Raw genomic sequence first — 25,476 nt, forward strand, 5'->3', positions numbered from 1 at the left:
TTGCTTTCTCTCTTTGCGACAGATTGTTTGTTCACCAGACACCCGAGCTGATCAACAGCGCAATTATCCACTGATCTCTTGGGCGTCGCCTGAGTTGGGACGCGCGGCGTGCCAGAGCATAGCGGGCTCGCAGGTTTGTTTTTTCGACCAGCTCACTCATCCGTTCGAGTTCTGGGCGATGAGCGTCGTCAGCTACGCGGAGGGCGATGCTCGCCAAAAGCCGCGCTTGACCGCGGTGCCACTGCTCGCGCACGAGTGCTAGACGAGAGAATGCGGAACGCGCACCGACGTTGGCGCCCATGACGTTGGCGTCGTGCTGGCGATACTCCACGGTTGGCACCGCATCGATGTGCCAGATCCAGCCCTTGGCTCGGGCCACAACGTAGAGCAACCAGTCGTGATACTGCGGCAGCGGGCCCGCGCCAGCAATGTCGGCAGCATCGAGCAGCTCACGCGTCACGGTAATGAGGCGGTTCGACATCAGAAATGTGGAGCCGGGGCCGGGGCTTTCGAGGAGGTAGTCGAAACGGCGCTGCGGAAAGTCCTTCTTAACAAGGCTACGTTCGCCCTCGGCCGTAAACGACGTGACGTTCGACGAGACTCCATCGGCACCCAACTCTTGGCTCAGGCGCACGTGGGTCGCAAGCTTCGTAGGAACCCAAATGTCATCTTGATCGCAGAATGCGTAGAACTCGCGGTCGGCGGGGGCCAGCTGTACGAGGCGGTAGAAGTTCGCGGCGGCACTGCCCGACGCGCCGTCACTCGGGATGACGGTCAGGCGCGGATCGGACGCGGCGCGTTCAGCGAGCCACTCGGCGGTGCCATCCGTTGAGGCGTCATCGCGGGCGAATACTTCGACCTCGACACCCTGTTGTGCGAGCACACTATCGAGCTGCTCGGGAAGCCAGCGACGACCATTGTGGGTCGCCAGCAGTACTGCGACGCGGGGGAGCACCCCTGGGGTGAGATCGGCAGGCATAACTCACCAATGATAGTTGGCTTGGCGCTGCGCGCTACTGCAGGCGGCGCACCTTAAGCTGGAGCAATGAGCGCGCCTGAGCCAACCCCCAGCATCTCGGTGGCCCTGTGCACCCACAACGGCGCCGCTTATATCGAAGAACAACTCGTCAGCATCCTGGAACAACAGCCAGCGCCGAAGCAACTTGTTGTGTCGGATGACGCCTCAAGCGACGACACAATTGCTCGTGTTCGACACACTGCAGCCCGCTATCCCGCTGTGCAGCTCGTGGTCTTCGAGAACACTCCGCCGCTGGGAGTGACTAAGAACTTTGAGCAGGCGATTCGGGCGTGCACCGGGGATCTCATTGCGTTGAGCGATCAGGATGATGCTTGGCACACTGGTCGGCTTGCGCTCTTTGCCGCTGAGTTTGCGGCGCATCCGGCCGTGTCTCTGATCCACAGTGATGCACGTCTCGTCGATGGGGGGCGAGCCCCGCTCGGGCACACACTGTCGGGAGCGCTCGGAGTGAGCGGTGGCGAAGTGGCGAGCATCCATTCTGGTGACGCATTTTCGGTCTTGCTGCGGCGAAATCTCGTGACGGGCGCCTGCACCGTTTTTCGTCGAAGCCTCGTGGAATTTGCAGCACCCTTCCCGCCGTCGTGGGTTCACGACGAATGGCTCGGCATTATTGCGGCAGCCGTCGCCTCGACAGACTTCATTGAGCAGCCCACTATCGACTACCGGCAACACGGCGCTAACCAAATTGGCGCGACCAAGCTGACCCTGTCGGGAAAGTTCGGGCGCATGATGGAGCCCCGTCGCGACCGCAATGCCCGCCTCGAGACCAACATGACTGTTCTCGTCGATCGCTTACAACGGCTTGGAACGCGGGTGAGCGACGACAAAGTCAATCAGGCGATAGCCAAGCTCGAGCACGAGCGGATGCGCAATTCGCTGCCCGAGGGCCGCCTGCGCCGCATTCCTTTAGTGGCCCGCGCCTTCGCTGCTGGCCAGTACGGCCGCTATTCGCGCGGCCCGCTCGACGCCGTGCGAGACGTTCTTCAACCCGTCGACTAACTCTCTGAGCATCCTGAACCGCCCGCTAAGGCTCGCCGGGTAGGATTCCGGGTGTGCAGATACGTGAACTCTCGGTGCCTGATTCCTACGAAATCACCCCTAAACAATTCGCTGACGACCGCGGCGTTTTCTTGGAGTGGTACCGCTTCGACAAGCTTGAAGAGGTAGTGGGGCACCCGCTCGACCTTCGGCAGGCCAATACTTCGGTCTCTCAGCGTGGCGTTGTGCGGGGCATCCACTATGCGGACGTTCCTCCCGGGCAAGGCAAGTACGTCACGGTCACGCACGGCCGCGGCATCGATTTCGTGGTCGACATCCGCGAAGGATCGCCGACCTTTGGCCAGTGGGACTCGGTCATCCTCGACACCGTCGACCGTCGTGCCGTTTATGTGGCTGAGGGCCTTGGCCACGCGTTCATTGCACTCACCGACGATGCCACTCTCACCTACCTCGTGAGCGACGTGTACAAGCCAGGAGCCGAACACGACATCAACGTGCTCGACCCGGAGATCGGCTTGGTCTTCCCGCCCGAGCTCGGTGACCTCGTTCTCTCACCCAAAGACAAGATTGCGCCCACCCTTGCCGAGCGTCTCGCCGACGGCTCCCTGCCGTCGTACGCGGCCGTCAAGGAGTACTACGAGGCGAACCGAAAGGAACGCAACTAATGCGCGGAATCATTCTGGCCGGCGGTAGCGGAACGCGCCTCTGGCCCATCACCAAGGGCATTTCCAAGCAGCTCATGCCCATTTACGACAAGCCGATGGTGTACTACCCCTTGTCGACGTTGATGAGTGCGGGCATCCGCGAAATTTTGATCATCACGACTCCGGATGACCAAGCCCAGTTCCAGCGCCTCTTGGGCGATGGCAGCGAGCTTGGCATCGAACTGTCCTATGCCGTGCAGCCCTCGCCGGACGGGCTCGCGCAGGCGTTCATCATTGGTGAAGAGTTCATCGGTGATGAAAAAGTTGCCCTCGTTCTGGGTGACAACATCTTCCACGGCATGGGGCTCGGTTCGAACCTTCGCCAGCACAATGACATCGACGGTTCGCTGATCTTCGCGTACCACGTGCGCAATCCGCGGGCTTATGGCGTTGTCGAGTTCGACGAGAACTTCATCGCCCAGTCGATCGAAGAGAAGCCCCTCGAGCCGAAGAGCAACTACGCCGTTCCCGGCCTCTACTTCTACGACAACTCGGTCATTGAGATTGCCAAGTCGATCACGCCGAGCGCGCGCGGCGAACTCGAAATCTCGACCATCAACGAGCACTACCTCCATCGCGGTCAGCTCCAGGTCAACGTACTTGACCGTGGTACCGCGTGGCTCGATACGGGAACCTTCGAGTCGATGGTTCAAGCCACCGAGTTCGTGCGCGTCATCGAAGACCGTCAGGGTTACAAGATCGGCTGCATCGAAGAGATCGCGTGGCGCGCCGGCTGGATTTCGGATGACCAGCTCGCCGCCCTCGCCGCACCTCTCGTCAAGAGTGGCTACGGCGTCTACCTTGAAGGACTGTTGGCGGCAACCAAGTGACTCGCGTACTGATCATCACGGGTGACCCGATTGGTCCCCGGATGGCCGGCCCTGCCATTCGCTCGTGGAACATGGCTCTCGCGCTCGCCGAAGCGGGCAACGAGGTCACGCTCATGACCACGACGAAGCTTCAGCCGGTGGATGCTCCCTTCGAGCTCACGCTCGTGACGCCGGGGGAGAACGACGCCTTCGCGAAACTTGAACAGTGGTGCGACGTTGTGGTCTTCCAAGGCCACGCGATGCGCCAGTTCGAGGTGTTGCGTACGACAGACAAGATCACCGTCGTCGATATTTACGACCCCATGCATCTCGAAATGCTCGAGCAGGGACGCGAACTTGCGCGCGCCACATGGGAGCTTCGCGTCACGACCGCTACCGAGGTGCTCAACGAGCAGCTCGCGCTCGGCGACTTCTTCATGTGCGCCTCCGAGCGCCAGCGCCTCTTCTACTTCGGCCAGATGGCCGCCCTCGGGCGCCTCAGCCCCACCACGTACGAAAACGACCCGCACCTCGAGGGCCTCCTCAGCGTTGTGCCGTTCGGGCTCGAAGGCACCCCTCCCGCCCACGAGCGCGACACCCTCAAGGGTGTTCTGCCGGGCATCAATGCCGACGACAAGCTCATGATCTGGGGCGGTGGGGTCTACAGCTGGTTCGACCCCAAGACTCTGATCCGCGCTGTTGCGAAGCTGGCCGAAACGCGCGACACAGCCAAGCTCTACTTTCTCGGCACCCGGCATCCGGGAGTCGACCAGATGGGCATCGTGCGCGAATCACACGATCTGGCGAGCGAACTCGGCGCACTCGACACCTCGGTGTTCTTCAACGAGGAGTGGGTCGACTATGCCGACCGCCAGAACTACCTGACCGAAGCGGATGCTGGCGTCAGCACCCACATGTCGCATATCGAGACGACGTTCTCGTTCCGCACCCGCATCCTGGACTATCTCTGGGCTGGCCTGCCCATGGTGGTTACCGAGGGCGACAGCTTTGCTGACCTCATCGAGACCGAGGGCCTTGGCCTTACTGTTCCCGCCCGGGACGTGGATGCTCTCGCCGCAGCCCTCGACCGGGTGCTGTACGACGACGCCTTCATCGCCGAGTGCAAGCGCAACGTCGCGCGCGTTCGTGAAGACTTCTACTGGAAGCGCACCCTTGAGCCTTTGGTGAATTTTGTGGCGAACCCGCAGCACGCCGCAGACCACGCCGAAACGCGTCGTCGTGGGGTGGCACTCGGGGGCAAGGTTCGCAAGCCCTACGGCCTGCGGCACGACCTGCGGATGGCGTGGCATCATTTGCGTCACACCGGCGTAAAAGCGACGGTAGACAAAGCTGTCGCACGAGTGAGGCGCTAGCGCGTGCTCACAGCACTCTCCGGGTTTATACGCGTTAGCTTTGTCCCATGTTGACTGGTCTGCGTTCCGTGTTCTCGCGCCCAGACCGTCGTCTCGGGATGATCATTGCGCCGCTATTGGTGTTCGCCGCACTCGCGGCATGGGCGTTGTCATCGCCGGTCGGCGCAAGCCCCGACGACGATTTCCATTTGACGAGCATTTGGTGCGCGACAGGAGATTCGCAGTATTGCGCGGAGACTGATGACGCTGGCACGCGATTAGTCCCGCCCGCTGTCGCGAGGCCCGCGTGCTTCGCGTATGACCCCGAAAAGAGTGCTGGCTGCCAGAACAGCATTGACTTCACGGAGGGGCCGACCACCGAGACTGTCCGCGGAAATTTTGCGGGTGGCTACCCAGTTGTCTATTACGGCGCCATGAGCTTGTTCGTCGGGCCCGATGTGCACGTCTCTGTATTCGTGATGCGAGTCGTCAACATCGCGCTGTTCGTCGGTATTGGCGTCATCCTTTATTTGGCGTTGCCTACCAATCGTCGGCAGATTCTTGTCTGGCAGTGGGCGCTCACCACCGTGCCTCTTGGACTCTTTGTTCTCTCTTCTAACAACCCGAGTTCATGGGCGCTCATGGGTGTGGGCTATGGGTGGTTAGCGCTGCTCGGCTTCTACGAGTCTTGGGGGGTCAAGCGGATCGTGCTCGGCGCGCTGTTCCTGCTTGGTGCGGTGATGGCGTCCGGCTCACGCAGCGATGCCACTGTTCTTTTCTGCCTCGCAGTTTTTGCAGCGGTACTTCTCGTGATGAACAAAACGCGACGATTCTTGTGGTCCTCGTTCCTGCCTGTCGCGGGTTTCATCATTTGTGCGCTGTTGTTCCGGGCATCTCGATCGTCCGAAGCAGTGACCAGTGGTGTGCAAGATCAGCTCAGTTTTGGCGTTATCGTTCGCCGCGTCGCTCTAAACCTCACGGAAGTCCCCTCCATCTGGACTGGCATTTACGGGCAGTCGTGGGGGCTCGGATGGCTAGACACCTCAATGCCCGCCGTGGTGTGGGTCAGTTCACTCTCTGCCGTCATCGGTGTCGGTTTCGTGGCGGCACGCGCTAATTCAGTGCGAAAGAGCTTCGTGCTCGTGATTGGCGCTACAGCCCTCGCGATGATTCCGGTCACTTTGCTCGTTCTTGCGGGTAAAGATGTGGGCGACGACTACCAGCCGCGCTATTTGCTCCCGCTTGTCGTTGTTTTTGTCGGCGCGCTCTTTTTCACCTCAGGCGCGCAACTTGTGCGCCTATCGCGAGCACAGACGTGGATCGTCGTTGTCGCTCTTTCTGGAGCGCAATTCGTTTCGTTGTACCTCAACACCCGCCGCTACGTGACCGGTATTGATGCGCTCAGCCCTGACCTCGATGCAGGCAGGGAATGGTGGTGGAACCTCATCATCACCCCCAACGTCGTGTGGATCGTGGGATCGCTGTGCTTTGCAGCAGCGCTGGCGATTCTCCTCCCGGCGCATCGCGCCACCGCAGAGGTGGGGGAGCGAGACCTCTCGCCTGAGCCCACCACTGCTCGCGCACTCTGAGATAGCCTGTACGGATGGCACCCGGACGCTTCGAACCTATTGTCGCGTCCGCGCGTACCAATCCGCTGCGGCGGTTCCGGCTTATTGCCTTAGCACCCGTGTTGGCTCTCCTTGCGCTTTCGGCGTGGGCTTTTGCATCGCCGATGGGCGCAGCTCCCGATGATGATTACCATCTGGTGAGCATTTGGTGTTCAACGGATAACCCGGCGTACTGCCAGCCGGGGGCGACTGAGTCAACCCGACTCGTGCCACAAGCGCTCCTGAGTTCGCCATGCTACGCCTTCTTTAGTGAGGAAAGTGCCGCCTGTCAGGACCGGATCGACTTCGGCTCAACCTCATTAGTGGAGACGGACCGCGGAAACTTTGAGGGCGAATATCCGCCGCTTTACTATTCCGTCATGAGCGTGTTCGTGGGCGATGACACCACGTTCTCGGTTATGGCGATGCGCCTTTTCAATGTTTTCTTGTTCGTTGCCTTGACTGCGGCGCTCTATGTGTTGCTCCCCGTCCGCCGTCGACCTGTGCTGGTGTGGGGCTGGCTCGTGACGACGATGCCGCTTGGAGTCTTTCTGCTCGCATCGAATAACCCAAGCGGTTGGGCTGTCGCCGGGGTCGGATCAGCTTGGTTGGCATTGCTCAGTTATTACGAGGCACAGAGCCGCCTGGTGCGTGCCGCTTCTGCGGTACTCGTGGTCATCTCGGTTCTTATGGCGGCGGGGTCCCGCGGTGATTCTGCTTTGTACGTGGTCGGTGCGCTCGGCGTTGCGATCATCCTTGTATTCGAGAACACTCGTCGTTTTTGGCTGCTCTCGCTTCTTCCCGTTGCAATGGGTGTTGTCGCTGGAGTGTTTTTCTTTTCTGCCAGGCAGACTTCTGCCGGAATCAACGGTTTTGCGGGAGCAGAAGCCGGGCCAGCGGCGGCACAAGCGGCAACGGCGGCAGACAGCTTGGCGGGTTTCGGATTGCTTGCGTACAACCTTCTCAACGTGCCTTCTTTATGGATCGGCGCTTTCGGCGGGTGGGATCTCGGCTGGCTAGATACTCCGATTCCCGCTTCGGTGGTATTTTTCGGGATTGCGGCCTTCGTGGCGGTGGGCTTTGCCGGCCTCGGCGTGCTGAACTGGCGTAAAGCATTCGTGGTTGCGAGCGTCGGCTTCGTGCTCTGGATTCTTCCGACTTACGTGCTCACTCAGGGCGGGGACAAAGTGGGAGAACAGGTGCAGCCTCGCTACATTTTGCCGCTCATCGTGTTGATGGGTGGTCTGCTTGTGGTGCAAGCTGGCCGAAAGAGCGTCGCGCTCGGACGGGTGCAGACCGTCGCAGTCGTCGTTGCACTAAGTGCCGCTAACCTCGTCGCGCTTCACATGAACATGCGGCGCTACGTCACGGGCAACGATGTTCCCGGATGGAACCTCAACGCGGGCGCCGAGTGGTTCTGGTCAGGCGCTCCAGCGCCCATGGTGGTGTGGGTGGTGGGATCATTAGCATTTGCGGGCATGGTTGTCATTCTGGCAAGGGAAATCTATATCGCACCGTTGGTGGCAAATAAGAATGCCACCGGCGCAACTGCAGCTACAGACGCGGGTGCGGGTGCGGGTGCGGATTCCGGTGCACTTAGAGATGCAGAAGCAAGCGCAGCCCTGCTTGCTGCTTCCGGCGTTACTCACGTACCCGCGTGAGTCCTCAGACAATGGACTCTCTTGCCGGCAAACGCGTCGCGGTCGTCAGCCGGATTTACGTTCCTGAACCCGCCGCGGCCTCGTACCGTTTACGCGCGCTGGTTGCTGAATTGGTGGCCAATGGCGCTGCCGTAGATGTGCTGACCACGAACCCTCCCGCAGGGTTCGATGATGCTGACACGCCAGCACGGGGCGCGCGAGTGCGACGTATGTGGGTGCTAAGAGACCGGGCAGGGTACGTGCGTGGCTACCTGCAGTACTTGAGCTTTGACCTGCCCGTGTTCTTTCGTTTGCTGTTTATCGAGAAGCCACACCTTGTCATCGTTGAACCGCCGCCAACTACAGGATGGTTCACCCGAATTGTGTGTGGGATCCGAGGCATTCCATATCTGTACTACGCGGCGGATATTTGGTCAGATGCTGTGGGGAGCGCGGGCTATCCGCGTCATATTGCAGCGATTCTTCGCAACGTGGAACGTTGGGCGATGAGCGGCGCTGCCGCAGTCGTGTCTGTTTCGGTCGAGTTCACAGCGCGCATCCGAGAACAATTTCCTCGGGCGACAGTAACCACGGTTGGCAATGGCGTAGACACAACGATGTTCAGCCCGGTGGGGGAGAAGATCACCCTCGACGTTCCCTATCTGCTGTACGCGGGTACGGCCTCTGAAGTCCATGGTGCGCAGATCTTCTTTGACGCCTTCGAAGAGGTTCTCAAGACCCGGCCGGATTCAAAGCTCGTCTTTATCGGCCAAGGGTCAGATTTCGCATCGCTTGCTGAGCGCAGCAAGTCCTTGCCCGTCGGGGCTGTGGAGCTCCGACCCCGGATGAGCCCCGAAGAAGTCGCAGCTTGGATTCGGGGCGCTGTCGCGACGCTCGCGAGCGTTCATCCAGAGGGCTACGCTCGCGCTTTCGCCACCAAAATGTACGCCTCAGTAGCGTGCGGTGCGCCCGTAATCTACGCGGGAACAGGCCCTGGGGCCGACTTCGCGGCTCAAGAGGGGATTGGGCATGCTGTCGCGTATGACAAAGATGCGATCGCAGCAGTAATGCTCTCGGTCCTCAACGTCGAGGAGCCACAGACGAATCGTGCTGCCCGCTCGGAGTGGGCTGCTAACAACATCTCTCTGCGTGCGGTCGCTTCGCGGATCGTCAGTGAAGCCTGGCGAATCTTGACCCGATAAGTGCGGCTCCGGGTGAACTCGAAACCGGCACAAGGGGAGGTAGTGTTGTAGGGATTCAGATGAGTCACCTGATTGAAAAGAGAGTTGCGCGCGGATGCCAGACATCGTCAAAACAGTCGCAGTAGTCGGTCAAGGCTATGTCGGTCTACCAGTCGCGATGCGGGCTGTTGAGCAGGGCTATCGCGTTATCGGAATCGACCTTGACGAACGTCGGGTCGAAGGTTTGCGATCCGGTATATCTTTCGTCGAAGACGTCTCTGACGCTGACCTCGCCCGCGCGATCGCTTCCGGCAGCTACACGCCGACGACGGACTACGCTGACGTCGTCGGATTCGATTTCGCTGTTATTGCGGTGCCGACTCCTCTGCGTGAAAGCGTGCCGGACCTGAGCTTCATTGAGAGCTCCGGCGTTGCGTTGGCAGAGCGCATGAAGCCCGGAGCGACAGTCATTCTCGAGTCGACAACCTACCCAGGAACCACTGAAGAGCTTCTCGTGCCGATCTTGGAGTCCGGGTCGGGCCTCACTGCCGGTAGCGATTTCTACGTAGGGTACAGCCCGGAACGTATTGACCCGGGTAACCAGCAGTGGGGCTTCGTTACCACTCCCAAAATCGTGTCGGGAATCAACCCCGAGTCACTTGAGAAGGTTCAAGCGTTCTACGATTCGCTCGTCGACACGACTGTTCCTGTCCCCACTCCTAAAGAGGCAGAACTTGCGAAGCTTTTGGAGAACACCTTCCGCCACGTGAATATCGCATTGGTCAACGAACTCGCGATTTTCGCTCATCAGCTCGGCGTCAACGTGTGGGAGTCGATTGATGCAGCGAACACTAAGCCTTTCGGCTTTATGAAGTTCACGCCGGGCCCCGGCGTCGGCGGACATTGCTTGCCCGTAGACCCCAGCTACCTCTCGTGGCAGGTCAGAAGGAAGCTTGGTCAGAATTTCCGATTCGTTGAGCTGGCTAACGACGTTAACGACAACATGCCGCAGTACGTGACGCAGCGTGTCATGCACCTCCTCAACGCGTCTAGCCGCGCGTTGCGAGGCTCCAAGATCTTGCTTGTCGGAATGGCGTACAAGAAGAACTCCGGCGACATTCGTGAGTCCCCGTCGCTGCGACTTCTTGAGCTCCTCCACGACGAGGGCGCAGAAGTCTTTGCCGTCGACGATCACGTCGAAGCCCACCGCTGGCCTGCAAACGTAACGAAGGTATCTCTCACCGCAGAGACGATAGCCGGGATGGACATCGCGGTCTTGCTGACTGACCACGACACTCTAGAGCTCGAGCTATTGAACACTGCAGATGTTCCGGTGTTGGACACCCGTAATCGACTCAACGGACCGAAGGTCGAGATCCTCTAGTCTTTCCCTCGGAGAACGGCGAGCAGACTGCTAAGCGAGACCAGCCAAGCCTGCTTGCCGTGCGAACTCGGGCACTTTAGCCACGAGTTCGGAGAAGGTTCCCTGGGCGACAACTTTGCCATTCGACATGAAGAGGATCTGGTCTGCATGTTGGATCGTGGACAGTCTGTGCGCGACGGTGATGACGGTTTTCTCGCCGTGGAGGGCTTTGATCGCGTCGGTCACTGCGGCTTCTGTCGCAGTATCGAGGGCGCTTGTCGCTTCGTCGAGAACCAAAACGCGGGGATCCGCGTAGAGTGCGCGAGCAATTCCTAGGCGCTGCCGCTGTCCGCCCGAGAGCGCAAGGCCCCGTTCACCGATAACACCATTAATGCCGTCTTCGCGCTTATCCACGATGTCCAAGAGTTGCGCTTGTGCGAGTGCGGATCGCACGCGTTCCTCGTCGAAGTCATCGCCCCACGTGAGTGCAACGTTCTGCGCAATGCTGGAATCGAATAGGGCGACCTCCTGCGGCACGTAGCTGACTTGCTGTCGCCACGATTCCGTCAGCTTGTTCAGGTCCACCTGATCGATGGCCAGCCGTCCGCCAGTAGGTTCGATGAGGCCCAAAATCAGGTCGACGACGGTTGATTTCCCGGCTCCCGACGAACCGACCAACGCAACCGTGCTACCAAACGGAATGGTGAATGACACATCACTTATCGCATCGCCCTGATCGGCGGCATACCTAAAGCTCACGTTCTCAAAGCTCAGCGCACTCGATGGCTCGGGAAGCGTTAAGGTTTCGCGCCCGACGCGGTATTTGACCGAACTTTCAGCGCTCCGAATTTCGGCGAGCACGGCGCTTGCGTGGGGCATGTTCGCCGTGACTTGAGACACGACCGCTTGGAACCTGACGACCGAAGGCGCCATGCGGAAGCCAGCGAGTCCGAAAAGCGCTACCGCGGTTATTGCTTCTGTGACTCCGCCTGTGGCATATCCCGCAATCCCCACGAGCACGAAACCGCCCACGATCCCGGATTCGAGTACATAGCGAGGCACCTGGCCGAGGAACTGAATGTTGGAACGCGCGCGCGTCGAATGCACTCGATTGGAGCGGACGACGTCTGCGACTTCGTGTGACTTCCCGCGAAGCGTGACTTCCTTGAGCGCGCCGATCATCTCGGTAATGAGCCGAGAGCTTCGGAGCGTGTACTTAAGGTTGACGCGGCCAGCCTCACGCGCACGTTTCGCGACCCAGAAGTACAGGATCGCTCCTAGGAGACCGAGGTACCCCAGTGCGATGGCAGCAACCAGCGGCTGAACTACGGCGAGCACTACGACAATAGTGAGGAAGCTAAGAGCTTCTCCGAAAAGTGTGGAAAAGGGGAGCAGGAAGCCCGACACCGTCACGCCAACGCTGCCGTCAGTCAGCCGGACCACGTCTGCGGAGTTTCGCTTGAGTCGCTCGACCCACGGGGCGTCGATGTAGCTCGCGAAGAGTCGCGAACCAATGTCAAGTTCGTATTTTGCGAACCGCCGAGTGGCCCCCCACAAAAGGGCGACAGCAAGAATGCCCTTCGCAACGATCATGAGACACACGAGCCCCAGCATGAGCAGAAGGCCCAGCTCTCCGACCTCGCCAAGCACAGGAAGCGAAAGTGTGGTTCCAGACAGGATGGGGGAGATGACGAGAGCAAGCAATCCGAGTGCCAACGCATCGAGGATCGAGAGCAAGCCCAGAGTTACCGAATACACGATGAGGTAGCGCCGCGCTCCGGCGGGCAAAATGGAGAGCACCTCGTTGACGAGGGCAATTGCAGACTTCATCTATTTCTCCAGGTCGAGGCCGAATCCTACCGAAGTCTACGTGGTCTTTGATGGGGCCCGATTGAGCGGGAACCACGACAGAGACTTCTCGGTGCCGGGGTGATTCAACGCCCGGCGGGATCCACCCACCGGCGTCAGAGCCGTATTGTGAAAGCTCTATATCAGCGCGACTGATCATCGGAAAGTTCATGCGTATGGGAGACTGAGCATATGGGAAGAACTTGGGTCATTATCCCTATGTATAACGAGGGTGCGGTCATCGGCGAGGTGGTCGCCGAAGTGCGGAGAACGTTTCCGTACGTGGTGTGCGTAGACGACGGGTCGAGCGACGACTCTGCGGAGTTCGCGCGCGCTGCCGGAGCTATTGTGGTCGAGCATCCGATCAACCTCGGCCAGGGCGCCTCGTTGCAAACAGGCTTTGACTACGCCCTCTCCGACCCGGCCATGACCGAAGTCGTTACGTTCGACGCAGACGGTCAACATCAAGTGGCGGATGCCGCGGGCATGGTGGAGAAGCTCCATGCGAATAACTTGGATGCCGTCATCGGCTCACGATTCCTTGATGACCGTACAAAGGTCAGCCGCTCTAAACGCATCGTGTTACGCACTGCGGCGTGGTACACGCGAGTGACAACGAATATGGCTCTTACTGATGCGCATAATGGCCTCCGGGTGCTTAGCCGCACTGTGCTGGAGAATATTCACATCACTCAGAACCGGATGGCCCATGCCTCCGAGCTTGTAGATCTCATCGGCGGTCTCAAAATTCAGTGGTCTGAGTATCCCACTCATATTGTCTACACCGACTACTCAAAAGCCAAAGGCCAGTCCCTTCTCAACTCTGTCAACATTCTCGTTGAACTGATCTTTAGGTGAGCTCATGACCGTTATTTTTCAGACCATCGTCGTTTCGATTGTCATCGTCATCGCGGTAGTGATGATGCGCAATGGGGGAGCGCGGCATCAAGCGGTTCGTCGCATCCTCATGATGCTCTTCGTCGTCGCTGCCGCTTCGTCAGTATTCTTCCCTCAGATTTGGACGACGATGGCGAAATTGGTGGGGATCGGCCGGGGTGCTGACCTGCTGCTTTACCTCACGGTTCTTTTCTTCTTGGGGCTCGTGATGAGCACCTACCGGCGTTTTCGCCAGATGGATACTCAGATCACTGAGCTGGCTCGACAGCTGGCATTGAGTCAACAGCCGAAACCCGAGGAACTAGATTCGGGAGCCAATCACTCCGCTTAGGACCTTGCGGAATCGAGAATTGCACTCTTTCTGGGGGTGCGCCGTCGCGCATTTAAATGTTGTTCTGCTGCGGTTTTTGGGGGGAGTGAATTACCCTTGGTGCAGTACGTGCAAATTTAGGGGGCTCGAATGCGCTACAGGAGCATAAGAACGTCGGTTTCAGTCTTTCGTGGATTGGCCGTCACGGTCTTGGCGTCGCTGCTGTTCACTGTTGGCGCTACGAATGCAGTACCGGCCTCAGCACAAGCCCCTGTCGAGTCAGCACAATCTGCCGTGTCGCAACTGGCTGATTCTTCAGTGGTGCAATCGAGCCTATTTCAAGCTAATTCTGGAAGTAACTTTGACCCGGGTTACATCATTAGCGATGCCTATTTCTATAAATCGGGTGACATGTCTCAGTCTCAAATCCAGGCCTTCCTCGATTCGATGCTGGACTCCTGTGACAACTCAAACTGCCTGACGATTAAGCGCACCACCACTTTTTCGCGCGATGCGGATCGCACGGTGTGCGGGCCTTACGCGGGGGCGAGCAACGAGCGGACCTCGGCCATTATCTATAAGGTGCAACAAGCCTGTGGCATTAGTGCCAAAGTTCTGCTCGTGATGCTGCAGAAAGAACAAGGGTTGCTCACGAACGATGAACCGAGTGATTCGCGCCTGGCTCGTGCGATGGGCTACGGCTGCCCCGACAACGTTGGCGGAGTATGCGACGCCGAGTACTACGGCTTGTACAACCAGCTGTACAACGCGGCGTGGCAGCTCAAGCGCTACAGCACTCCGACTGCGTGGGGCTACTACCAGCCCGGAGTGAAGTCGATTCTCTATCACCCCAATACCGCGTGCGGTTCAAAGTCAGTAAACATTCAGAACAACGCGACTGCGGCGTTGTACAACTACACCCCGTACGTCCCCAACGCGGCCGCTCTGGCTAATCTTGGCGGCTATGGTGACTCGTGCTCGTCCTATGGGAATCGCAACTTCTGGGACTACTTCACGGCATGGTTCGGTTCTACCACTGGGGCTCCCGTCTACACGGTCGACGACCCAGACATCGCTGCGTATTACGAGACTCGAACCACCGCGTTGGGTTCGCCCACTTCGACAACCAGCACGTACGAGACTGTAAATGGCGATGGCGCTGTCCAGCACTTCGCTAAGGCCCACGTCTATTCCAGTGACGCCGGTGTATTTACGGTTAACCTCGCGTTCCGAGATGAATCCGTCGCGCAAGGTGGCATCAGGGGAATTCTCGGCTGGCCTATCGGGGAACAATTGTGTGTTTCCGGTAGCTGTTCGCAGCAATTCCAAAACGGCGCCTTGTATCAGGCCTCGTCGAGCACAGCGGTCTACTCGATTCTGGACTCAGCGATCGTCGATTACTACGATGCGCAGCCCACTGCGCTCGGGTGGCCGGCCGCGGACACTGTGTTCTATGACACCGTCAATGGCAGTGGTCTTGTGCAGCGGTTCAACTACGCCCAGGTTTACTCAAGTGATGCGGGCGTGTTCGCGCTGAGTAAGGCCTTCCGTGACGCTTCGGTTGCTCAGGGTGGCATTAACGGAGTCATGGGCTGGCCCGCGGCTGAAATGGTCTGCGTTTCGGGTAGCTGTTCTCAACAGTTCCAACACGGTGCCTTGTACCAAGCCTCATCGAGTTCGGCTGTCTACGCGATCACGGATTCCGCGATCTCGGCGTACTACAGCACACGTATCGCCACTCTGGGCAAACCCACTCTCGATACCCGCTCCTACGAGACGGTGAACGGTAGCGGAACTGTCCAGCGGTTCGAGAATGCTCAGGTGTATTCGACTGATGCAGGGGTGTTCTCGCTGAGCAAGGCCTTCCGCGATGGATCGGTTGCTCAGGGTGGCATCAATGGTGCTCTTGGGTGGCCTGTTGCTGAGATGGTCTGTGAATCGGGTAGCTGCTCGCAGGAGTTCCAACACGGCGCCCTGTATCAGGGCTCGTCGAATTCGGCTGTCTATGCGATTTCAGATTCGACTATCGCTGACTACTACGGTGCTCGCATTTCAGAACTGGGGCTGCCGACGCTTGATACTCGTTTCTATGAGACGGTGAATGGCAGTGGAGCTGTTCAGCGCTTTGAGGATGCTCAGGTGTACTCGAGCTCCGCTGGCACGTTTGCTCTTAATTGGGATTTCCGCGGGGGATCGGTTGCTCAAGGTGGCATCAATGGTGCTCTTGGGTGGCCTGTTGCTGAGATGGTCTGTGAATCGGGTAGCTGCTCGCAGGAGTTCCAACACGGCGCCCTGTATCAGGGCTCGTCGAATTCGGCTGTCTATGCGATTTCAGATTCGACTATCGCTGACTACTACGGTGCTCGCATTTCAGAACTGGGGCTGCCGACGCTTGATACTCGTTTCTATGAGACGGTGAATGGCAGTGGAGCTGTTCAGCGCTTTGAGGATGCTCAGGTGTACTCGAGCTCCGCTGGAGTATTTACGCTCAACTGGGATTTCCGGGCGGAGTCAGTTGCTCAGGGTGGCATCAATGGTGCTCTTGGGTGGCCTGTTGCTGAGATGGTCTGTGAATCGGGTACCTGCTCGCAGGTATTCCAACACGGCACAATCTCACTGCCCGCGGCACCGTAGTGGAGTTCTGCTGAGTCCTCAGTCGGAGAACCCCGCCGCGAAAGCTGTCGCGAAGACTGTGCGATTTCTGTGACGAAGTACTAAATGACTGATGGGTTTGCCTGCGCGGAAATGCCGGGGGCGACGCGGCGCTCATCGAGTGAATCGCTCGCCACCAAGCGTCGACGCCCCATTCCGATCGCGATGATCAGGTAGAAAACTGCAAGGGGAAGCAACTGGATCCACATTCGGTTGAGCGAATCTCCCGCGCCGACGCGATACGCAGCCTCGCGCAGGTAAGCGAGCAGGAACGCCACGGGAATGAAAGTGACGATCGGGAATCGCATCATCTCGCCCCTGGGCAGTTTTGCGAAGAGTGCAACCGCGACGACGATCCCCAGCAGGAGTAGAGAGTATCCCCACGAGCCTGCTCCGAGCACCGCGTTGTCCACGGTCGCACGCAGGCTGTCGATCAGCACATCGGGCTGCCTCATTGCGAGGATGGCGAGTGCAACCCAGAGCAGAGCCTGTGCGGAGACGAGGAAGATGCTGCGCTTGCGGGTGAGGAGCTTCAACCGCAAAAGTGGGACTCCGCCAAGCGCTGCGATGCCTAAGGCGAGCAGCCCGAGAACAGACACCGGCACTCGCGAATCTCCGGCCACGTACATTATCGCTACGAATGACTGCCAAGCAATCGTCGAGATCCCGAACAAGCCCAAGAGTAGCGAGCGTTCACGCACCGAGAACTCTTGATTCAGAAGCACGGGGAGAAGAGCGAGCGCAACTGCTATCGGCGCTTCAGCACGAATCACCGATAGCGCGACTATGGACAGCGCCATGAGCGTAATGAGAGCAGCGCGGTTTACCTCAGTCTTCGTCGCAATGAGCCATCCGCAGCCGACTAGGACCACTATTAGCATCCCGAACAAGAGATGTCCGTTGACATAGAACGCGTTGAACACGTAGCGATTTACCGTCACGAGCGCCAACAAACACGACACGATGACGACTGCGGCAATCCGGTGATCGATCCGCGGTGCGAGTGCCACCCAGGCCAGCCACACGATAACGGCAATAGTGAGGCCAGCGATCAACGGCGTGATGGCGGGAAGGTAGTGTTCGCCGCCGAGGTTCGCAGCGGCATGCAACAGGGGAACCCCAATAAGTCTTTTGGGGAGTAGGTCAAGGGAGGCGGCATCCAGATGATTGTTTGCAATGAGCGATGCATTCACCAGATACTCAAAGCTATCTTTTGACCACGCGACGAGTCTGGCCTGACGAAAGAGAGCGACTGCCGCAACGACGCCGAGAACTGTTGCCACGCTTGGGATGATCCGCACGCCAACATCCGCGCCGCGAAGCGCTTGCCACGCCACCGCTGCGAGGGGGAGCCCGGCGGTAAGCGAGATCGTCACTACGGGGCTTGTCGTAATGGGAGTAAACACTTGCAGCATTCCGACAACGAGATACAGCGAGATTCCGGCCACTGACCCCACAATGGGCAGTGCCCAACCGCGGATTCCAGTGATGCGCATGAGGGCGCTGCCCCCCACCACCATGGAGAGTACTGTCACAACCTCGATAATCATCCGACCTCCTCCATAGACGGCAGTATGCAGGTTTCAGTCGCCGAGAGGAGCGGCGTGAACGCTTCCTGGTCGAAGGCCACCACAAATACTCGAGGCGCGTCGGGATCTGTAGTCTCATCGCACTCCCGAGTAATGATCTGCCACGGGATGTTGTAGGTGTCTCCAAAGCTTCCGTTGCCGCTTGCCGCGACGAGAGTGCTTTCGAGCGTTTCGTCGGCGAACGGGTTCGCGTTGCTCAGTTCTGCGGCTTCCACGCGGGAGGCCTCTCCAAGGCTCAAGGCGTAGTTGCGCATCTCTGGAAGTGTGAAACCGTTCGACTCCTCCAGCAGGAGATGAGCCCCCGGTGCGATTCCTGACAGTTCCAGATAGAACTGGTACTCCCGCGCAATTTCTCCGGTGCCCACTCCGAGCTGCATGATGTCGGAGGTGGCCTTCCGGTCGAGCGCACGGTAGCGTCCCGACGTTTCACTGTCGATCGCGGAAAACTGCACAATGTTCACCACTGCGATGATCAGAACGATGCTGATGAGCGCCAAGCGCGACTTGTGAACCACTCGAACAGTGTAGACGCAACGGTGTCATTGAGACGGGCGCGCGACGGGCGGATGCGCTTGCCTCTCGAGGGCGGCGCTGAGACGTGATGACAACCCCGCCCGTATACTTGCCTCGGAAACCACTCGGCTGTCGTACACACAGCCACGGCCCGTAACGAAGAGAGCACATGAGTTCGCGTCCCAGCCTTTTGATCATCTCGTTTTCCACGCTAATTTCAGATCCGCGGGTGACGAAGCAGATCGAGATCTTCAAGGACCGCTACGATCTGTACACCTGCGGCATGGGTCCGGCGCCAGAAGGTGTCGTCGAACACTTCGAAATTCCGTTCGGAATCCGTGCCTGGGTTAACGATCGATTCGCCATGATCGCCCGAAGCTACAAGCGGGCCTACTGGAATCTGCCTGCAGTGCGGCTCGTTAGCGAAATCCTGCCCGTCGGTAAGTTCGACGCTGTCTTTGCCAACGATATTGAGGCAGTCCCAGTCGCCCTTTCGCTCGGAGCGAAGAAGGGCGTGCACGCCGATCTTCACGAGTACTTCCCTGAACTCAAAACTAACAACTGGCAGTGGCGAATCTTTGTGGCTCCGTACATGATGTGGCTGTGCAAGACCTACGTGCCCCAGACCACCTCTCGAACGGCGGCGTCGTCAGGTTTTGCGCGCCGCTACCAAGAGGACCTCGGAATTGACTTCGGCACGGTGACCAATGCCGCTCCCTTTGCCGATCTGCAGCCCACCCCAGTTGGCGACGTCATCCGCATCATCTGCACGACTGCCGGTGCTCGTGCACGCCGCATCGAGCTCATCGTCGAAGCGATGCGTGACGCGCCGCCGCATATTGAGTTGGACCTGATCGTCATGCCCAATGAGCCTGATTACGTTGCGAGCTTGAAAAAACTTGGCGCAGACATTCCGCAGCTAAAATTCCGTGAACCGGTTGCGTACACCGAGCTCGTCAACACCGTGGCCGAGTACGACGTTGCGCTGTCCTTCATTCCTCCCACGAACGCTAGCAAGGCCCTCGCGCTTCCCAATAAGTTCTTTGAGGCGATTCAAGCTCGCGTGGGTGTCATCATCGGCCCAGGCCCCGAAATGACACCTCTTATCGAGCGCTACGGCGTAGGCGAAAGCACTGATGACTATTCAGTGGAGTCGCTGCGGAAGACGCTTCATGGGCTCGACAAGCAGCGAGTTGAAGCATGGAAACAAGCGGCGCACCGCGCGGCTCCTGAACTGTCCTCAGAAGAACAAGTGAAAATCTGGTTCGACGCCGTTCACGACATTCTGGGCTGAACGCGCGTCAGTGGAGCACTGTTGCGATCATGTAGCGCAACGGTGCGTCGGGCGCGAAGAAGCTCCGCAAGTCATGGGTCAGCACCGTCGCGGGGCGTCCAAATGCTCGTCTTTTTGCCATGAGCGTTGATAGTTCTGGAGCATCGGACGACGTGCTAACGATGGACCGACATAGTTGAACATCGGCAATGGATAGCGACTTCAGGTATCCGGGGGCGACGTTGTGGAGTAGGCGGATAAATTCTGCTGCAGCTTCCTTCGACTCGGCAGACCACAAGCGAGTATGGAGCCGTCGGTCGACGCCGCCGAAGAGCTGCAGGCGAACGAACTTAACTGCGATTGCGCGACGCGAAGTCACAGGAAGCGCTGCAAACCACGGCGAGGCTAGCAGATCACGGGTAGCTTTAAGTTCGCCGGCGAGTGGTTGCATTTGTGTGGTGACGCGTGTTTCGGCGTCGCCTCCCACGATGTAGCCGGGGCCTCCACGGGCGAACCGTACCGCGTTGCTTCCAAACCACAGCATGAGCGCAAAGATTTGATCTGACCCGTTTCGCACGCCGCTCCCAAACTCAATGCCTAGCCGTTCGATCGCCGCTCGGCGAATGAGGCCAAGCGGTGCCGTGCGATAGCTCACGCGATCACGAACAGCATCGAGATTGCCCCTCCGGAATCGTCGAACGGGCGGGGTGCGAATGGTCTTTCCCGTGTCGTGGCGTTCTGGAGGGATGACGGCATCAAGAGCATGTTTGTCTGCGAGGGCTACCCACGCCGCTAGGGCGTGAGGGTCCAGCGTGTCATCCGAGTCGACGAACGAGATGTATCGGGCTGTGGATTGCGATAGTGCAAGCGCTCGAGGGCCGGCGGGGCTGGGGAGGTTGTCGTGGCACTCAATCAGGCGCACAATCTCGCGCAATTCTGGAGTCAGATTGGCGGCAATATCAGCTGCGGAGATGTTGTGACACGCAACCGTGATCTGAAGTTCTGTCCCGGGTGTAAGTCCCGATGCCAGCAGTGATTCGAGAGTGCGCTCAAGCGGCCGTTTCGAATCGTGGATGGGAATAATGACATCGACGATCGGGGCAGAATTCACTTCGTCACTTTAGCAGCAGGCTCGCGTGACTCGAAGAAGCACGTGCTGCGGGACTGGTTCGAATGACCCGGCTACTATGTGGAAGGTTGAGTACTGGCAAGGGATGGGAGGACGGACGAATGAGAGTTGCACTGACTACAAACGTCCTAGCTGTCCCGCCGACGTATTTCGTCGTCAGCCATGCTCAGTTGCTTGCTGATCGACACCACTTCGAAGCCTTCTCATTGCTGGCGGATGTGCGCGACCCGTCCGTCACTCTGCCCGTTCACGATTTTGCCCCGTTTGCGCAACTGGATCCCACGCGACGCCTATACCTCGCACCGTTCGCTGGATCTGCGATGGCGAAAGGGCTCATTCAGTACCGGCCTGACCTCATCCATCAGCACTTTGCGACGTGGTCTGGGCCCGCAATCCGTGCAGCTGGCACTCTCGATGTGCCATTGCTCACGACGCTCCACGGGTACGACGTGAGGGCCCTAGCTCGTCCGACACGCAGTGCAATGAATGTGTGGCATCGCCGAAATGTGCGCGCGATTCAGAAGGTGAGCGATCGCGTTCTGAGCGTGAGCAAGTATCTCGCGGATGAAGCCATCGCGGTCGGCTTCGCTCCTGAACGCCTAGAAGTTCACTACCAGGGCATCGATACCGCGTTTTTTACGCCCGCTAGCGACGACGCTCCCGCGATCGAGGCGCCGCTGATTAGCTTTGTAGGGGCGCTGAGCTCGCACAAAGGCCCGCTCGATCTCGTCAGGGCGTCAATTTCCCTCATCGCTACCCATGATCACCGACTGCGCCTGATCGGGGCAGGACCGCAGGAAGGCATCCTCCGGGAGCTAGCCGACCAGCACCCGCACATAGAACTTCTAGGGCGCGTGCCTAAGGCTGTGGTTCGTGACACTCTGCGGGCTTCTCGGGCAATGGTGCTGCCGTCGCAAGAATCTCAGGGGGGACGCGAAGCTGCCGGCCTTGTTCTTTTGGAATCTCAAGCGTGCGGCACGCCGGTCATCGCCTACAACAGCGGTGGAATCTCCGAGATGATGGATGCTGGAACGACGGGAACGCTAGTGCCGGAGCGTGACGTTGAGGGGCTCACCATCGCGGTACGCGAAATGCTGCAGATGAGCAACGGCGAGCGCGCTCGGCTAGGGGCTGCTGCGCGGGATTTCGTCGTAAAAAAACGCAGCCTGACCCATAGTGCTGCCGAGCTCGAGCAGCACTATTCAGAGGCGCTGCGAACCCGATTGTGACGTGACGACGCTGTCGTGCAGTCTCCGTGAGGCAAAGCACACGACAGCGATCGCGAATCGCTCTCCTAGACTGTCATTATGAGAGTTTTGGTCACCGGCGGTGCAGGCTACATTGGGGCACACACGTCCCGACTATTGGCTCAACGGGGTGACTTTGTTCTCGTGATCGACGATCTTGTTACCGGAAATCGAGAGCGAATCCCTGGGCTTCCCGTGGTGCAATTCGATATTGCCAGCGGTTCTGCCTCACAGCTCGCGGATCTCATGCGTGAGCACCGTATCGAAGCCGTTATTCACTTCGCTGGGCAAAAGCAGGTTGCCGAATCTGTGGCGAAACCGGCGTGGTATTACGAACAGAACGTGGGGAGCGTTGCGCAACTGCTGTTGGCGATGGAGTCTGCCGGCGTCGCGAAACTTGTGTTTTCTTCGTCTGCTGCCGTCTATGGAGACGCTTCGGGGGCAATCGGCGAAAGCGCGCCCACGACGCCCATCAATCCGTATGGCGCCACGAAACTTGTCGGTGAGCAATTGATTACCGCCTCGGCGCAGGCGTGGCCTCTGCGGGCTGCAAGCCTGAGGTATTTCAACGTCGGCGGGGCAGGGGCGCCGGAGTTGGGCGACACCCAAGCTCTCAACCTGATTCCGATCTGTTTTGAGCAGATAGCTGCGGGCAAGCCGCCACCTATATTCGGTAATGATTACGACACTGCGGACGGCACGTGCATTCGAGATTACGTTCATGTGAGTGATGTGGCAGATGCACACCTCGCGGTGCTTGACGCGTTGCCGCAGGCCCCAGGGAACACTGTGCTCAATATCGGTACCGGTGTTGGCACGTCCGTGCGTGCAATGGTTGACGCGATTCTGGCTGTGAGCGGTAGCGATTTGCCCGTCGAGGTTCTTGATCGTCGTGCCGGCGACCCCGCCGCAGTTGTAGGAGTCGTCGATGGCATTCACCAGCTGACTGGCTGGCGCGCACGCTACGGGGTAACTGACATTGTGGAATCAGCGTGGCAGTCACGGCAGTACTTTTCCGCGCAGTCCCATGAGGAAAGCTAAGCCGCTACGGACCCCATGCTGTGAATCTGTCTTCACCGACAGTGGCATGCAGAAACCAAAGTTCGCAAATGACTACACTTTAGGTGCGGGCTCGGTCCCTATCGGCGGCGAAGTTAACGTGGCGTGTGGGCTGTCGCTTCGCGCGACCTGAGGCGCGGCCTCATTCCCACGCGGGCCGCTGTCTTGAGTCCCCACGTGTTAACCGGAGGCGAAAGTGGCACGAACGGATTCAGTCAAACGGGCGACGCCTCCGTTTGTGCGCGCAGGGTTCCGAGCGGATATTCACGGATTGCGCGCGCTCGCCGTTCTTGTTGTTCTGGTCTATCACGCAGGTTTGCCGCTCTCGGGAGGGTTCGTCGGAGTCGACGTCTTCTTCGTCATTTCCGGATTTTTGATTACGAATCATTTATTGAGCGAGCTCGCCAGGTCGTCGAGGGTGCGCTTCGCTGACTTTTACGTGCGTCGTGCCCGGAGAATCCTTCCCGCCTCGCTAACGGTCGCAGCGGCGACTGTTGTACTAGCTTTCATCGTTCTCCCTTCGGAACTCGTCAAGTCCGCAGCAAAAGACGCAGTCGCAACGGTCTTCTATGTGCCGAACTTTCTGTTTGCGGTGCGGGGGACCGACTACTTGGCCGAGACTGCAGCGTCGCCTTTTCAGCATTACTGGTCGCTCGGCGTCGAGGAACAGTTTTACTTGCTGTGGCCGCTTGTCTTGCTTGGCTTATGGAAGCTCGCCAAGTCAGCCTCGGCGCGAGTCGCGCTTGTGGCAAGCATCGTCGTCGCATCATTGCTGACGAGTGCCTTCTTAGTCGAAACGAGTGGCCCCTGGGCGTATTTTTCCCCGGCATCGCGCGCCTGGGAACTGGGGGTCGGTGCGCTAGTCGCGCTCGCGTTCAGTCGCATCACGCTTCTTCCCCGCGCCATCTCCGCGGTCATCGCGTGGCTCGGCATTGTAGCGATCGTGCTTGCCGCGATTCTCTACGGGGATACGACGCCGTTTCCGGGCTTCGCCGCGTTATTGCCTGTGCTCGGCGCCGCTGGAGTGATCGCTTTCGGTGGTAAGGCAGGCGATGCCGGACCGCTTCGGCTTTTGCGGTTGAAACCGTTCCAGTTCCTCGGAACTATCTCATATTCGTTGTATCTGGTGCACTGGCCACTCATCGTTTTTGTCGATTACTTAGGCTGGGTGCCTTCCGAGGCGAACGCCATGGCTAAGGTGTTGGTTGCTCTCGTGTCCGTCCCGATCGCGTGGCTGATTTATCGCTTTGTAGAGCGACCGTTTATTCGTTCGGACTCGCGACGAGCACGGACACCGCGGCGCACGGTTACGTGGGGTATCGCGGCGTCAACCACCGTTGCAGTCATGGCGCTGTCTGCTTTTGTGCTCGTCGATTCAAGGCCAACGGATGCCGGACGTGAAGCAGCTGCGATAGTGGAACCTAGCCTGTATCCAAGTTTCACTAGCTACGTACCATCTAACCTCGAACCCTCGTTGGCTAATGCGAGTGAGAGCATTCCGGTGCTCTATGTGGACGGCTGTCACCTCAGGTCAGCCGAGCAAACTGAGAATCCTGAATGCAAGTTCGGAGATTTATCAGCGACCCGCACGATTGCGCTCTTCGGCGACTCGCATGCTGCCCAGTGGTTTCCAGCTCTGGAGCAAGAGGCGAGCGAGCAGTCGTTCGCTTTGTATTCTTTCACCAAGTCCTCGTGCCCTTCCGTTGCGGTGAAAGTGACACGCTACAACGTGCGAGATGACGCATGCGAACAGTGGCGCACGAACATGACCGACAGGCTCAATGAAATCAAGCCTGAACTCGTTGTGATCTCAAACCTCTCTAACTACACCGCGCTGGACGGCGACCCGGTAACTACCGCCGCGTGGAAAAAGGGCTATTCAGAGCTACGTGCCGCGCTGGATCCGTCGATCGAGCTCGCGGTTATTGCGGACACACCCCATTTTGACGAAACGCCGACGCTGTGTCTCGAGGTCCATCTCGAAAGTGCAGAGGAATGTGCTTCTCCCCGGACTCAGGCAATTTACGGACCCTTTGCCGCGGCAGACGCGGAGGCGAGCGCCGCATTGGGCGCAACATTCGTCGACCTGACGGACTACTTCTGCGACGCCGATTCGTGCGGAGTCATTATTGGCTCAACTCTCGTCTACCGCGATTCACACCACGTCACTGTCGAATATTCGACCACGCTGTCAGCAGCGTTGTGGGAGTCGCTCCCGTTGTCGTGAGTGCGCTGCGATAGTTGGCAGCGCACAAGCGCTCGCGC

At 58.9% G+C, this 25,476-nt stretch carries 20 protein-coding genes; 15 read left to right on the top strand and 5 right to left on the bottom strand.

All coding sequences use genetic code 11. The features are described from left to right. Nucleotides 1-31: 31 nt before the first annotated feature. A complete protein-coding gene (locus I6E51_RS05040) occupies nt 32-979 on the bottom strand; it encodes a glycosyltransferase family 2 protein (RefSeq protein WP_197106205.1) in 948 nt (315 codons plus the stop codon). A gap of 66 nt (nt 980-1,045) precedes the next feature. On the opposite strand from I6E51_RS05040, the gene I6E51_RS05045 reads away from it, so the two are divergent. From I6E51_RS05045 to I6E51_RS05080, 8 genes are all read left to right on the top strand, one after another. Then, nucleotides 1,046-2,038: a glycosyltransferase family 2 protein gene (locus I6E51_RS05045; protein ID WP_197109606.1), complete on the top strand. Its 993-nt coding sequence runs from the start codon at nt 1,046-1,048 to the stop codon at nt 2,036-2,038. A gap of 53 nt (nt 2,039-2,091) precedes the next feature. Next, nucleotides 2,092-2,703, top strand: coding sequence for a dTDP-4-dehydrorhamnose 3,5-epimerase family protein (locus I6E51_RS05050; protein ID WP_197109607.1), 612 nt, complete (start codon nt 2,092-2,094; stop codon nt 2,701-2,703). Further along, complete coding sequence (gene rfbA / locus I6E51_RS05055; protein WP_197109608.1) at nt 2,703-3,572, top strand: glucose-1-phosphate thymidylyltransferase RfbA; 870 nt, start codon at nt 2,703-2,705, stop codon at nt 3,570-3,572. The genes I6E51_RS05050 and rfbA overlap by 1 nt, the downstream gene beginning before the upstream one ends. Continuing rightward, nucleotides 3,569-4,924: a glycosyltransferase family 4 protein gene (locus tag I6E51_RS05060; RefSeq protein WP_197109609.1), complete on the top strand. Its 1,356-nt coding sequence runs from the start codon at nt 3,569-3,571 to the stop codon at nt 4,922-4,924. The genes rfbA and I6E51_RS05060 overlap by 4 nt, the downstream gene beginning before the upstream one ends. A 47-nt stretch (nt 4,925-4,971) precedes the next feature. Beyond that, nucleotides 4,972-6,492 (top strand): DUF2142 domain-containing protein, encoded by a 1,521-nt coding sequence (locus I6E51_RS05065; RefSeq protein WP_231599655.1) that lies wholly within the window; start codon nt 4,972-4,974, stop codon nt 6,490-6,492. A 14-nt stretch (nt 6,493-6,506) separates the two neighbouring features. Further along, entirely contained in the window at nt 6,507-8,171 is a 1,665-nt protein-coding gene (locus I6E51_RS05070; RefSeq protein ID WP_197109610.1) for a DUF2142 domain-containing protein, read from the top strand. Continuing rightward, nucleotides 8,168-9,352 (top strand): glycosyltransferase, encoded by a 1,185-nt coding sequence (locus I6E51_RS05075; RefSeq protein ID WP_197106199.1) that lies wholly within the window; start codon nt 8,168-8,170, stop codon nt 9,350-9,352. Before I6E51_RS05070 ends, I6E51_RS05075 begins: the two co-directional genes overlap by 4 nt. 94 nt (nt 9,353-9,446) lie before the next feature. Then, nucleotides 9,447-10,715, top strand: coding sequence for a nucleotide sugar dehydrogenase (locus I6E51_RS05080; protein ID WP_197106198.1), 1,269 nt, complete (start codon nt 9,447-9,449; stop codon nt 10,713-10,715). 30 nt (nt 10,716-10,745) lie between these two features. On the opposite strand, the gene I6E51_RS05085 is transcribed toward I6E51_RS05080, so the two are convergent. Then, nucleotides 10,746-12,524: an ABC transporter ATP-binding protein gene (locus I6E51_RS05085; protein ID WP_197106197.1), complete on the bottom strand. Its 1,779-nt coding sequence runs from the start codon at nt 12,522-12,524 to the stop codon at nt 10,746-10,748. A gap of 210 nt (nt 12,525-12,734) precedes the next feature. Between I6E51_RS05085 and I6E51_RS05090 the strand changes: the two genes are divergently transcribed. The 3 genes from I6E51_RS05090 to I6E51_RS05100 all read left to right on the top strand — a co-directional run bounded on the left by I6E51_RS05090 (nt 12,735) and on the right by I6E51_RS05100 (nt 16,383). Then, nucleotides 12,735-13,400: a glycosyltransferase family 2 protein gene (locus I6E51_RS05090; protein ID WP_197106196.1), complete on the top strand. Its 666-nt coding sequence runs from the start codon at nt 12,735-12,737 to the stop codon at nt 13,398-13,400. Between the two features lie 4 nt (nt 13,401-13,404). Beyond that, complete coding sequence (locus I6E51_RS05095) at nt 13,405-13,770, top strand: DUF2304 domain-containing protein (RefSeq protein ID WP_197106195.1); 366 nt, start codon at nt 13,405-13,407, stop codon at nt 13,768-13,770. Nucleotides 13,771-14,160: 390 nt separating this feature from the next. Then, on the top strand, nt 14,161-16,383 hold the full coding sequence (locus tag I6E51_RS05100; protein ID WP_197106194.1) for an LGFP repeat-containing protein: 2,223 nt from the start codon (nt 14,161-14,163) through the stop codon (nt 16,381-16,383). An 80-nt stretch (nt 16,384-16,463) separates the two neighbouring features. Here I6E51_RS05100 and I6E51_RS05105 read toward each other — a convergent pair whose 3' ends face one another. Then, entirely contained in the window at nt 16,464-17,951 is a 1,488-nt protein-coding gene (locus I6E51_RS05105; RefSeq protein WP_197109611.1) for a hypothetical protein, read from the bottom strand. After that, complete coding sequence (locus I6E51_RS05110) at nt 17,948-18,505, bottom strand: hypothetical protein (protein ID WP_197106192.1); 558 nt, start codon at nt 18,503-18,505, stop codon at nt 17,948-17,950. The genes I6E51_RS05105 and I6E51_RS05110 overlap by 4 nt, the downstream gene beginning before the upstream one ends. A gap of 227 nt (nt 18,506-18,732) precedes the next feature. On the opposite strand from I6E51_RS05110, the gene I6E51_RS05115 reads away from it, so the two are divergent. Beyond that, complete coding sequence (locus tag I6E51_RS05115; RefSeq protein WP_307783819.1) at nt 18,733-19,797, top strand: glycosyltransferase family 1 protein; 1,065 nt, start codon at nt 18,733-18,735, stop codon at nt 19,795-19,797. 7 nt (nt 19,798-19,804) lie between these two features. On the opposite strand, the gene I6E51_RS05120 is transcribed toward I6E51_RS05115, so the two are convergent. Continuing rightward, entirely contained in the window at nt 19,805-20,887 is a 1,083-nt protein-coding gene (locus tag I6E51_RS05120) for a glycosyltransferase family A protein (protein WP_197106190.1), read from the bottom strand. A gap of 119 nt (nt 20,888-21,006) precedes the next feature. Between I6E51_RS05120 and I6E51_RS05125 the strand changes: the two genes are divergently transcribed. The 3 genes from I6E51_RS05125 to I6E51_RS14525 all read left to right on the top strand — a co-directional run bounded on the left by I6E51_RS05125 (nt 21,007) and on the right by I6E51_RS14525 (nt 25,438). Beyond that, nucleotides 21,007-22,134, top strand: coding sequence for a glycosyltransferase (locus I6E51_RS05125; RefSeq protein WP_197106189.1), 1,128 nt, complete (start codon nt 21,007-21,009; stop codon nt 22,132-22,134). Nucleotides 22,135-22,212: 78 nt separating this feature from the next. Then, nucleotides 22,213-23,193 (top strand): UDP-glucose 4-epimerase GalE, encoded by a 981-nt coding sequence (gene galE / locus I6E51_RS05130; protein ID WP_197109612.1) that lies wholly within the window; start codon nt 22,213-22,215, stop codon nt 23,191-23,193. Between the two features lie 214 nt (nt 23,194-23,407). Beyond that, nucleotides 23,408-25,438 carry an acyltransferase family protein gene (locus I6E51_RS14525; protein WP_197109613.1) on the top strand — a complete coding sequence of 677 codons (2,031 nt, stop codon included), beginning with the start codon at nt 23,408-23,410 and terminating at the stop codon, nt 25,436-25,438. Nucleotides 25,439-25,476 lie beyond the last annotated feature (38 nt).

Origin of the sequence: Salinibacterium sp. NSLL17 (genome assembly GCF_015864935.1) — a bacterium.
GTDB lineage: Bacteria > Actinomycetota > Actinomycetes > Actinomycetales > Microbacteriaceae > Rhodoglobus.